Annotated in this window: 7 protein-coding genes; 2 read left to right on the top strand and 5 right to left on the bottom strand. The window is 42.1% G+C overall.

Going from position 1 to position 12,236, the window contains the following annotated elements; all coding sequences use genetic code 11:
• Positions 1-53: 53 nt before the first annotated feature.
• The 4 genes from R7E00_RS12080 to R7E00_RS12095 are packed head-to-tail and all read right to left on the bottom strand — an operon-like array spanning position 54 to position 6,838.
• A complete protein-coding gene (locus R7E00_RS12080; protein WP_262606047.1) occupies positions 54-1,424 on the bottom strand; it encodes a GGDEF domain-containing protein in 1,371 nt (456 codons plus the stop codon).
• Positions 1,425-1,433: 9 nt separating this feature from the next.
• The gene (locus R7E00_RS12085) at positions 1,434-2,030 is read right to left on the bottom strand and encodes a response regulator transcription factor (protein WP_017635347.1); all 597 of its coding nucleotides are present in this window, start codon (positions 2,028-2,030) and stop codon (positions 1,434-1,436) included.
• A complete protein-coding gene (locus R7E00_RS12090; protein WP_054576033.1) occupies positions 2,023-3,189 on the bottom strand; it encodes an EAL domain-containing response regulator in 1,167 nt (388 codons plus the stop codon). Before R7E00_RS12090 ends, R7E00_RS12085 begins: the two co-directional genes overlap by 8 nt.
• Positions 3,173-6,838 carry an ATP-binding protein gene (locus tag R7E00_RS12095; protein ID WP_262606048.1) on the bottom strand — a complete coding sequence of 1,222 codons (3,666 nt, stop codon included), beginning with the start codon at positions 6,836-6,838 and terminating at the stop codon, positions 3,173-3,175. The genes R7E00_RS12090 and R7E00_RS12095 overlap by 17 nt, the downstream gene beginning before the upstream one ends.
• A 447-nt stretch (positions 6,839-7,285) precedes the next feature.
• Between R7E00_RS12095 and ylqF the strand changes: the two genes are divergently transcribed.
• Together ylqF and cqsA are read left to right on the top strand one after the other, a co-directional pair.
• Complete coding sequence (gene ylqF / locus R7E00_RS12100) at positions 7,286-8,230, top strand: ribosome biogenesis GTPase YlqF (protein ID WP_005376521.1); 945 nt, start codon at positions 7,286-7,288, stop codon at positions 8,228-8,230.
• Positions 8,231-8,567: 337 nt separating this feature from the next.
• Positions 8,568-9,749 (top strand): alpha-hydroxyketone-type quorum-sensing autoinducer synthase, encoded by a 1,182-nt coding sequence (gene cqsA, locus R7E00_RS12105; RefSeq protein ID WP_017635350.1) that lies wholly within the window; start codon positions 8,568-8,570, stop codon positions 9,747-9,749.
• Positions 9,750-9,852: 103 nt separating this feature from the next.
• Here cqsA and R7E00_RS12110 read toward each other — a convergent pair whose 3' ends face one another.
• On the bottom strand, positions 9,853-11,898 hold the full coding sequence (locus R7E00_RS12110; protein WP_065275248.1) for a response regulator: 2,046 nt from the start codon (positions 11,896-11,898) through the stop codon (positions 9,853-9,855).
• Positions 11,899-12,236: the final 338 nt, after the last annotated feature.

Genomic DNA, 12,236 nt, shown 5'->3' on the forward strand with positions numbered 1-12,236 from the left:
GTTATGTCATGGTTATGTTCCGTAACTTAACATTGAGTCAATACTAGCGCTGCTTAATGGGACTTTTGTCTGTGTTTTTTCATCTCATAGAGATCTTCATCTGCACGTACAATAACGTCCTGAAGCGTTTCGTGTAATTCATTCGCCGCGATACCAGTACTCACACTAACTTCGATATCCAAGGTCTTTAGTCGGTTATCTTTAACGACACTACGAAGCTTCTTCGCCAATATTGAAGATTGACTGATACTGCAACCCGGCAGAATCGCAACAAACTCATCACCACCAGTTCGAACTAGATAATCACTATTTCGAAACACTTTAGACATAGCATCAGCAATAATCCCAATAACTTCGTCCCCTACATGGTGACCGTAATGGTCATTGATTCGCTTGATCCTATCGCCATCTATTGCAATGACAGAATATGGCGCGGTTTCCAAACGACGTTTGAATTCGCTATCTTGAAAGACTCTGCGGTTAAACAATCCCGTTAAATCATCTTTCGTCACGTTCGTCAGTGCTTTCGCGAGGCGAAGTTTGCTCTCTTTAGATTCATAAGCTTTGTTGTAATACGCTAAGGTTACGAAAAAGAAGATGATAAACAAGAACACGTAATCCAGTACAATTTTACTGAATGGGTACATGTAAACAATGAGATTGTTGTTGTCTGCGACATATGATTGGGTGTACGCGAATGATGGAAAGGGGTAGCCAGCGAAGTAAATCACCATTTGCTTGTTCCCATTCGCAATTTGAACATCCACCGCTTTCCCATCATTATAAAGCGGCGAGAGGTACAATTGTTCCGAAAACTCTCCCACTAACTCACCTTGAAAGTAAACCGGACTCATGATGCTTATCGCCATGTCATCGGAGTATGTCGTTTTAAATGGTAGGGAAAACAATACCCGGTCCGTTAGTTGCTCTTTCCACGCGGCTAACACACAAGAATAGTTACTTTTACACCAATCAACATCAAATGTGGCTTTCACTCCCTCTAGCGCTTCAATCGGTTTCTCTAAGATGAGTTTGTTTCCAGTATAAGAACGAAAATACATAACGGCATTTTGTCGATTGAACGCATTTGATAAATACGCTTCAGCCTGATGAAGCGATTTCCGTGCAACAGCTTCAACGTAATTAAGTTTTTCATAACGTGACAGGGAGTAAATCGCATCTTGAAAGCTCAGCTCTGTTTGCGCTTCTACTTCACTCACGCTCATGCCTTTGTATTGCTCGAGCTGCGCTTCCGTCAATAGCCCCATGAGAATTACTTTTTGTTTTATTTTGGCTAAATTATTCGCGTAAGTGTTGAACTGCTTTACTTCATAAGAAATTAACACCGCACCAATCATTGTGACAGAAGTGACGAATAGTAATGTTGCGATGAAAAGAGACAACGCGATACTTTTAAGTGTCATGATGCGGTCTTACGCCCCCGCCACTCTTGTTAGCTCAACAATGTTCTTTACGTTAAATTTATCCAATAGACGACGTTTGTATGTGCTGACTGTTTTGTCACTTATTGATAGCACTGAAGCGATTTCTCGATTGGACTTTCCTTGTAATAAATACTTCATTACTGCGCTTTCTCTGCTTGAAAGTTGTGGCATTTCTCGAACGCTATTAACAACTTGCTTAAATTTGAAGAAGGTATACCCCTTCTCTACCGCTTCTATCGCGTCTTTAAGAATGTCGTGATTTTCCGATTTACACACATAGCCATCAGCGCCAGAACGAAAAGCCATTTGGCTGTACATTTGGCTAGTTTCAGCGGAGAAGAAAATGACTTTGCCTTCATAACCATGGGATTTAATACGTTTGTAGAAATCAAACCCATCGCAATCTGCCAAGTTCACATCTAAGATCAACAGTTGAATTTCTTCCTTTTTCAATATTTGTAATGCCATCTTCGCTGATGTTGCAGTAAATACCCCATTTGTTTTACCTAACTCTTCCAGCAACGACTTGATTGCAACACAAACGAGAGGATGATCGTCAAAGATCAAGTAATTCAATTTATTCATATCTTTCATTTAGTATGGTTATGGCTTCTAGTGGCATGGGTTTATCAATGTAGAAGCCTTGGCAAAGATCAATGCCATACTCACGTATCGCTTGCAATGTGACTTCGTCTTCAATACCTTCCGCGACCAGTCGTATATTCAAACTTTTCGCTAACGCGCAAATAGCAACAACGATGTTGCGTTTTTTGATGTCGCATTCGACACCTTGTACAAACGAACGATCGATTTTTAACTCGTTGAATGGCAGTTGAGCCAGTTTTTCAAACGTCGATGACCCCGTGCCAAAATCATCTATTGAGACAGTGACACCGTTCATCCTCAACTTGAGTAAATTCTTGTACAGGGACGCGCTAGTCTGAAATGTATCTCGCTCTGTAATTTCAATGGTGATTTGTGATGGGTCAATCTCGCTCTCTAAACATTGCTGTAAAAAGTAATGAGAGAACGCCGTATCTTCTAAGTTTTCATGGTCTACATTGATGGATACGTTTTGCGTCAATCCGCGGTGTTTCATGTCATAGATAACATTACTCAATACAGCTTGAAACAACTCTCCAGAAAGGCGGCAACGCTCTACAATTGGCAAAAAATAATGAGGGGGTAACACACCATAAATAGGATGATTCCAACGCGCGAGCGCTTCATACCCAAGCACTTCCCCACTTTGCACATCGACTAAAGGCTGGTAATAATTTTTCACGCGCCCTTCAGCCAGAGCAAACAGGAATTCTTGATCTTCCACTTCAATAGGTTGCGCAAAGCTGACTTGTTTCGCTTTTTCATCTTTTATTTTACCCAACAAATCAACGACTTCATTTTCATCGTATGGCTTAGGCAGCTTCCCTAATACTTCAAAACTAAATCCCTCGCACATGGCTCTTACCGCAGAAATAATGGTCAATTCCATTGCACTGACCAGTACAACTTGCCCCTGGTACTGGACTTTATCGAGCATTTCCATCATATCGATGCCGTCTTTTCCGGGCATTTGGATATCACAAAAAATCACGTCAAAATATTGTTCCTGCACACTCTGAATAGCGGCATCCACACAGTTAAAAGGGATGACTTGCGCGCAATAGCGTTCCAATATTTGCGTAAGTATTGTGGTTTGTAGCGGATGGTCATCAATCACCATCACATTAAATTGTGTATTCATTTGTCTCTACCCAATAGTTTATGTTTTCGATCTCCTGCTCGATTCGTAAAATTAGCTCCGCTGTTCGCCTGTCAAACTCCGCAGCAGTAACTCGTTCTGCCTCAATACAAAGCTCAGCCAGCATGCTTACCCCTATCGCCCCAACCGCTCCTTTGATGCCATGAATGACCCGTTTTTTGTCTCGCTCAGTCGATGCGGCGTTTAAGTTTTTTATATCTGTAGACATTGATTGACTAAACACGCGCGCAATCTCTTTTGCGTCCTGTGCTTTGAACCGTTTAATCCAGCCGGGCAGCCTACCCCTCTCTTTTTCGCCGATAAATGGAATCAAAACGGTTTTTAATTGATTAAGGTCATAGGGCTTGTAGAGCACATCATCAATGCCGATATCCTGTGTACGTTCAATGGCAAGACGAGCATCTTCTGCTGTCACACCGATGATTGGAATTGCTTTAAATTCGGAGTTTTTCACGTGCCTAACAAGCTCATAGCCATCCATTTCTGGCATATGAAAATCGGTCAGCAGCAACACAATGTTTTCATCTTGGTTGATGTATTCCCATGCTTCGCGGCCGTTATTCACAATGACAGGTTCGATTCCAAGTTCATGAAGCTGCATTGCTATCACACTTTGGTTAATGGGATTATCTTCTGCGACCAGTACCGTGCCGAGAACCCAAGAAACCACTTCTTGATTTACGTCACTAAGCTTGGTTTCTTGCTGCGTTTGGCTGAGCAAATTGAACAATGTATCTGGATATTGAATCTCTCTTAGCGTAAGACTGCCAAGTACCCTTTGTTCGTCACGCAGCATTAGGCCATTAAAACTGGCATCGCTGTCGTGTATAGGGTGAAGGTTCGCCACCATTGTTTTTAACGTCGCTGGACGCATTTTCCACGCGTCACACCACTGGCGAACATTAAGTGGTAAGCTCTCGCTATACGTCCAGTTCAAACAAACGTCTGGCTCAGAGTCGCAATGCTCAATTGGCAGTCTGACGGTAATCGTCGTGCCCAAGCCAAATTGTGAATCGATGCAGAGCACGCCGCCCATGCAGTCGATCAATCGGTCAACAATGCTTAGCCCCAATCCAGTACCGCCATATTTACGCGTAATAGTGTCATCCGCTTGAACAAAAGGATTGAGAATGCCTTCGAGTTGGTCATCCGTCATGCCGATACCTGAATCTGCCACTTTCAAGATAAGCTGCTTTTCATGAAGAATGACACTGATTCCAACCTCGCCTTCCGCAGTGAATTTCACCGCATTGGAGAGTAGATTGGTGGTAATTTGCACCAATCGCAGCGCGTCGATTTCAATGAAAGCATTCGAAAATGGTTTGATTGTCACTTTGTAATCCAAACCTTTCGCGAGCGCTCGTGGTTCAAAGCTTCGAAACACATCGCACAAGGTTTTAAGCAAGTCAGTCTTAACTGGGGCGACGGTTAAGTGCCCTGCTTCTAACTTTGAATAATCCAGTACTTCGTCTACTAGCGTATTCAAATGATTGAGCGAGCGTATGGCTTGGGCAATTAACTCGCGATTTGAATCTGCCGTCACTTGGCGATTTAGCAAATCGAGGATGCCGTGTGCTGCCGACAATGGCGTTCTTAATTCGTGACTCATGGTTGCCAAAAAGTTTTCGCGCGCACGTACCGCGGTTTGCGCTTCTTTTTGCGCATCGATTAACGCCTGCTCACGTTCTTTTTGCTGGGTAATATCTTGAATAACAGTCAGTACAAACTTGTTCTTACCGCTAGGAGAAGCGATGACTTTGCGTTCTCGATATACATGTTTAATATCAAGTTCACAGCCCGACGAGGCAACCTCTTCTGAAATACGCTTTCCAGCGATAACAGTGGTCAGTTCATCAAAATTATTCACCAGAGGAGCGTGCGCAGAATCACTTTTCAACTTACATTGTTGGCACTGTTTACTGTTGTAGTTGGCACAATTGCTCATCTCCATATGGTTATTTTCACTATGGATAAAAACCAAGCTATTGATCTCTTTGATGATGTCCATCAGCCATTGCTTTTCCGCTTCCTCATTGTCAGCATTAAATTCGGCTAACCTCACTTTAAGTCGCATGTGAGATAAGATGAAATACGCCACAATTAACATGAGACAGAATATGAATGAACCAGCAACAACAAATGTAGCGATCTGCTCCGCGTCATAGCCATAAGTCAGTTTGAAGCTTCGGTGAGAACGCAGCAGTTTTTCGATCTCGTTAGAATCAATGGTTTCGATGATGCTGTTCAACATGTGTTGAAGTTGTGTATTGTGGTTTGCAACCGCAAATGCATTAGAGAACGTCAAAACGTCCTCCGCATTGATCACCAAGCCATCGACTTGATCTTGTGCAATCATGTTGTGAACGATGTCGTCAGGAATGTAAGCCACATCCAAAACGCCCGATTTCAAATCGGTAAGCAGCTTTTTCAAATCATCATAATGATCAACTTGGCCTTGCTGCCAAGTGCCCAAATGAACTAACCCTTGCTTTTTCAAAGTGAGCAGAATACCCGCTTCTTTCAGTGCAGATTTATCGCGCTTGCTCTGCTCCGCTTGGATAGCCACGTAATTACTGTGCATGAATGGTTTAGTGAACAACCAATCTGACTTAGGTAGCTCACCCACATAAGAGATGGGGACTATATCGGCATCAAATGCCGTTAATCCATTTGAAAGGCTCGACGTCGGCTTCACATACTTAAAGCTCAAGCCAGTACGAGACTGCAATAAGTCGACAAAATCTGGAAAGAAGCCATCTAACTCGCCCGTTTGCGAATCTCGGTAGAGAAACGGATAAGCTTCGTCACTGCTGCTGTAAGTTATCACTAGTTTGTTTTGATGATTACGTCGGTAATCTACCAATAACTTATCACTGATATGGTAAGGATTTTTCGAGGCGACGGAGCGAATGTTTTTTCCATTTTGCTCCCACTGAAGGATTTTGTTGATGTCATCGATCAGACTCTGTTTGTCCAACGAAGCGATAAAACTCACCTCTTCGTTTTTCAACCAACTGGGAATATCGACAACCCCTTTTACAATGTCATTCAAATCCAAATATTGGGTAATACCAACATAAGTGTAAATCAGCGCGTTCGCTTTACCTCGCTTAACTTCATTAAACGCCTCTAAACGTGTTTTAACATAATGTATCTTATCGATACCACGTTCAGTGAGGTTGTCACAATACACACTGCCCTCAACACACACCCATTTAAGATCACGCGCATCACTATCTCGGTAAGTGGCATTCCGATACCAAACAGCGATAGTGCTCGAAAAGAAAGGCATCGAAAACAAGAAACGCTTTTCTCTTGCTGCTGTTTTACTAAATCCAACCGCACCATCAATCTTCTTGCTTTCGACATCCGCAAGTAAAGACGGAATATGCTTGTAAGTCCGAAGTTCTAACTCATAATCCAAAGCTTTAGTAATGTTAGACAAATACTCAAGACTAATTCCGTACGAAGGACCAACGCTACCGTCAAACGAGTCTTTAGCTTCGTCTTGCGCAATAACACCAACGATGACCTTCGGTTTAGGACTCTGTTTGGCAGTTGAGCAAAAAGAACTCGCTAAAAAAATTAAGGCGACGGACGATACCGTAATACTTCTAAGAATACTGAGCATGACTGCTTCCTCTGAATGGAAGCTCAGACTAGTTTTTGTCAGATAAAAGTCAAACTTAGCTCAATAGTGAAATAAAAATAACACTCTGATATAAAAGTAAAAAACCAAAATTCGTCAGAACAATCTGACAACACAATCCACCTTTGACTACACAGCGTTTGCGTTCGGTCTCTCACCCAGACGGATATTCACTGCGAGTCGGTATACATAAGGGATGTGTGCTTTTAGGTTTGCACGCCATAGCTTTTTACTTTCATCTTGAATGATTCATCATCATTCCATGATAAACTGACGTATTAACATGAAAGAAAGCTCAACTCCGCGGTTTCGAGCAGCTTGAAGTAAACACAGTTTTAGAAAATGCGTTCTAGTATTGTATTACTCAAGACTCACATTGCTACTTTTACAACCGCTGGAGCATTAGAAAAATTAAGGTATTAAATTCAAATGGTTAATAACTCAATCCAGTGGTTTCCTGGCCACATGCACAAAGCACGTAAAGAGATCGAAGAAGCAATCCCTCAAGTGGATGTGATCATCGAAGTACTGGATGCTCGTATTCCTTTCAGTAGTGAAAACCCTTTGATTTCTCAAATCCGTGGTGACAAACCTGTCGTTAAAGTTTTGAACAAACGTGATTTGGCCGATCCAGAATTAACTCAACTGTGGATTGAGCACTTGGAGCAAGAGCAACATGTAAAAGCAATGGCGATCACGACTTCTGAACCACAAGAAGTGCATCGAATCATGGAGCTTTGCCGCAAACTTGCCCCACACCGAGAAGAAATTGGTAAAAACATTCGCACCATGATCATGGGCATCCCAAACGTTGGAAAGTCGACGATCATTAACACCCTCGCAGGTCGAACAATCGCTGTAACAGGTAACCAACCCGCGGTTACACGTCGTCAACAACGTATCAACCTGCAAAATGGCATCGTATTATCTGATACTCCAGGGATTTTATGGCCAAAAGTGGAAAATCCACACAGTGGCTTCCGCCTTGCGGCTACTGGCGCGGTAAAAGATACAGCGATGGAATATGACGAAGTCGCATTCTATACCATTGAATACCTAGCAGCTCATTATGCAGACAAACTTAAAGAGCGTTATCAAATTGAAGAGCTTCCAGAATCAGATATCGAGATCATGGAAGAAATTGGTCGTCGCCGCGGTGCACTACGTGCAGGTGGACGTGTTGACTTGCACAAAGTATCAGAGATCTTATTGCACGAACTTCGTCAAGGCACTTTGGGCCAAATTACATTAGAACGCCCAGAAATGATCACTCAAGAGCTGATTGAAGTCGAGATTGAAACCGCCCGTAAAGAAGAAGAGAAAGCGAAGCGTAAAGAAGAGCGTCGTAAGCGCTATTTACGTAATAAGCGATAAGCTTGTCTCTTATCTACTCATGTTTCAAGGCGCGATTTTCGCGCCTTTTTTGTTATCTAATGCGCCCATTTTTTTCACTTTTCAAACTTTATATTCCTCATCCAAAATCCCAGATATGAAGCACGAAAAAACACCGCAAAATCGCCGTATAAACTTTAAGCACAAACTAGTTTAGACCCCGGGCCCCTATAGAGTTACAGCCACCATCCAACCCTCAAATGTCGAGTTTGCAAGGGTCTGCAAACTTATGCAACCTGGTTAGTGACACTCTCCCCAAAATCCGCAATATGAATAAGTGTCAGCGCTGGCGTTTTTCCATATGAAGAAGAGATTTATTATGAGTGAAACTATACAAAGCAAACCACTTCCCTCCTTTATCGAGGAACGCCTAGATTTTTATATTCAAGATCTAATCGAACCGAATGAGAACAAAAAACACCTTGTTCTTGGTAAACGCCCACCGTGTAATGCCGTTGTCCTGCAAAGCAATGATTACCTTGCACTGTCTCATAATAAGGAGATTCAAAACGCGCATCGTGATGCGATTTCCCAGCACGATGACAACGTCGTGATGTCCGCGATTTTCTTACAAGACGATGAATCGAAACCTGTATTTGAAACGCAACTAGCCAGTTTCGTTGGTATGCCTAGTTGTCTACTTTCTCAATCTGGTTGGGCTGCGAATGTCGGTTTATTGCAGACTATTTGTGCACCGAACATACCTGTGTACATTGATTTCTTTGCACATATGTCTTTGTGGGAAGGCGCACGTATTGCCGGAGCACAAATTCATCCGTTCATGCATAACAACACCAGTCACCTAAGAAAACAGATTTCACGTCACGGTTCAGGGATCATTGTTGTGGATTCGGTTTACAGCACTATCGGGACCATCGCTCCTCTACGTGATATCTACGAAATAGCACAGGAGTTTGACTGCGGCCTGGTTGTAGATGAATCACACTCTTTAGGTACACACGGTCCACAAGGTGCGGGGATACTGCAGGGTCTTGGCTTAACTCATAAGGTAGATTTTATTACCGTTAGTCTTGCCAAGACATTTGCTTATCGTGCTGGCGCGATTTTAGGCCCAGAAAAACTGGCGAAGACGCTTCCATTTGTGGCGTACCCTGCAATATTTAGTTCTACCGTATTACCGCAAGAGATCATTCGGCTAGAGAAAACACTGGACGTCATAAGAAAATCAGATGATAAGCGAGATATTCTGTTTGAAAGAGCCAAGTCTTTAGCCGTTGGTTTAAAACGCATTGGATTTACTATTCGCAGTGAATCACAAATTATCGCATTAGAATGTGGTAACGAGAGAAACACTGAGCGAGTCCGCGACTTTCTCGAAGAGCGAAATGTTTACGGCGCAGTGTTTTGCCGCCCTGCAACTGGAAGGAACAAAAACATCATCCGTTTTTCAGTCAATGCAGACATGACAGCTGCTGAAGTTGATCATGTACTCACTGTCTGCCAACAAGCATTTGCACACCCTGACTTAGAGTTTGTGTAAGTTAGTGTGTAGATAAAACTAAAGAGCTCAACAGTTTTGCTGAGCTCTTTATTCGTGTTATTCGTTGTGAGCAACTCGCCTCAAGAAAACAAGTCGCGAATGATTAGATCCAGTTTGCGATTTTATCGAACAAACGATTTTTATCCGCCGGTTTTACGATGAAGTCAGACATACCCGAAGACCCAATTTTGTCCAACGTGACAGGTGAACTATCCCCTGTATGTGCAATAATAGGTACCGACGCATAGTTTTTATCCGAGCTTCGAATTCGCCTAGACGCTTCTACACCATCCATAATTGGCATTTCGATATCCATCAGAATGAGATCAACATCTTCTTGCTCTAGTGTATCCAGAGCCTGCTGCCCGTCTTCTTTCTGAATCACTTCAAAGCCTTGCTTTTCAAGTAACATTGCCGTGAATTTACGCAAAGATTCATTATCATCCACGACCATAATTGTGCGCTTATTTGAATTATCTAACGTCACCGAGGCCGTTGGTGTCGGTACATAGCTTGAATCATATAAGAGACGCTCAATAGTTGGTTTAGTATTCAATAACCAGGCTTGCGTTTCGATCCAAATAGGTTCATATGCAGCCTTACGTGCTCTCTGAGTCGGATGATGCTCAAAAAGATAAACTATGCGTGCTTCAGTGAAAGACAAGAGAGATTCTAATCTATCCAATTGGTTTGCTCTTGGATCTAAGCTCTCAAGATCGATAAAAATCAGATCGAATTCGAACTCGTACTCTTTCTTTTTGAGTACTTGGTTGGCATCTAAAATCGTCGAGTCAAAGCCCATAAAACGGCTAATATCTGTTACTTTAGACACCAAGATATCTTGGCTAGTCACCGTTAGAATGGTTTTGAGTTTAGTCAGATCGTTTTTGATTTCAGTAACGGTATCAGATGTCGTTAGTGGGAAAGTTAACGTAAATTGAGACCACTCCCCTAACTGAGATTGACACTCAATGTTCCCCCCAAATGAACGCATGACTTTTTTACAAAACGGTAGACCCAAACCATAACTTCCTGATTTGCCAGTGGTGTAAAAGTCTTGAAAGATATTGCGTAGAACATCAGGAGCAATGCCAGCACCATTATCGGTTACAACAATTTGATTAAAGCGTTCTGAACTTATCATGGATACATGTATGTGAAAATCTTCAGATTTACGGTGATGGAAGGCATTCTTGAAGAGGTTATACATAACGTATTTAAGTAATGTATCACTACCTAGAAACTCAAACTCACTTCTCGCATCCAGCGATATGGCAAACCGATCAGTGGCACGTTTATAACTGAAGCTTTCAATTGCCTGTTCAACGACCGAGTGAACTGAATATTTTTTGAAGCTAGAACGAGAAACTCGATTTTCATCAATCGAAGTTAGCAATAAATCGATGGTTTCATTACCCGATTGGATAATGTTCATTGCATCCTGACTCACTTCACGTAATAAGGTGACATCCTCTACACTCATGACGTACTGCTCTTTTCCTGCCTCTTTCATGTTGGGCAAGATCGACTGGATAACATCTATTGAAGTGCAAAGCCCACTCAACGGGTTACGCATTTCATGTGCGATCCCTGCCCCGAATGATTTTGCCAGCGAGACTTTCGCTTCATGTTCAACTTGGTTACGAAAATAGAACAAATTACCGAAGACATAAATAAACAGAAAGATTGGCACATGAGTCCAATCCATGGTCAAGTCAAGATGGAACCCTTTTGCAACCCAAGCGAAGAATGTTGCTAAACCTATCCCAGCAAAGGTTTGAGCAAACATGACCCTAGTAACATGAACCAGTAAAATGTGTAAGAAAATTGCAGACATAAACGACATAACCCATACATTGGACCAGTCATTCATCAGTAACATATAAAAAAAGAAAAACGGTAAGCACAGCGTTATCGTCACTTGGTAGTAAATAGGAACATAATCTCTCCAAGTCGATGATAAGCGGTTTCTAAAAATGATGCCGAAAAACAATAACGAGCAAAACAATCTAAGAGATAAATTTTCATAAGCCTGTGGAAAGGCAAACTCCCAGACAAAGTAGTACAGCGGAAAGCCAAGAAACCCCATCCAGCCAACGAGAGTTAGGTTTGGTTCTGCATATTGATAAACCTTACGTATCGAGTCCATATAATCTGTTTTGCTTACTCCGCCTGACGCACAATAGTGTGATTTTGATTCACTTTTATCGTTTTATTATTAACTAATTATATATTAATCATCATTTATAAGCAGCGCGAAATGACGTAAACAGCTCGCAATACTTATCTTTAGTTTCAATCTTTTAAGACAGCTACACTTGATTTACAACCAAATAAACAAAGTTGCATATAGTTTAGTGCAATTTTGCGATAATCGCTCTGTATCCAATTGGATGTTAATCTCATTTTGTGTAAGAAACTTAAGTCGCGCCTTTGGCACGACTTTCCAACGATTCAAAAACAGCACTCACCGCATATAGCGTGGTG

The organism is Vibrio sp. Vb1755 (assembly GCF_033338635.1).
In the GTDB taxonomy this organism is placed as follows: Bacteria; Pseudomonadota; Gammaproteobacteria; order Enterobacterales; family Vibrionaceae; genus Vibrio; species Vibrio alginolyticus.

What these genes read in the sequence shown, in the direction of transcription:
- R7E00_RS12080 (WP_262606047.1), bottom strand. Translation starts at nt 1,424, where the DNA reads ATGACACTTAAAAGTATCGCGTTGTCTCTTTTCATCGCAACATTACTA.
- R7E00_RS12085 (WP_017635347.1), bottom strand. Translation starts at nt 2,030, where the DNA reads ATGAATAAATTGAATTACTTGATCTTTGACGATCATCCTCTCGTTTGT.
- R7E00_RS12090 (WP_054576033.1), bottom strand. Translation starts at nt 3,189, where the DNA reads ATGAATACACAATTTAATGTGATGGTGATTGATGACCATCCGCTACAA.
- R7E00_RS12095 (WP_262606048.1), bottom strand. Translation starts at nt 6,838, where the DNA reads ATGCTCAGTATTCTTAGAAGTATTACGGTATCGTCCGTCGCCTTAATT.
- ylqF (WP_005376521.1), top strand. Translation starts at nt 7,286, where the DNA reads ATGGTTAATAACTCAATCCAGTGGTTTCCTGGCCACATGCACAAAGCA.
- cqsA (WP_017635350.1), top strand. Translation starts at nt 8,568, where the DNA reads ATGAGTGAAACTATACAAAGCAAACCACTTCCCTCCTTTATCGAGGAA.
- R7E00_RS12110 (WP_065275248.1), bottom strand. Translation starts at nt 11,898, where the DNA reads ATGGACTCGATACGTAAGGTTTATCAATATGCAGAACCAAACCTAACT.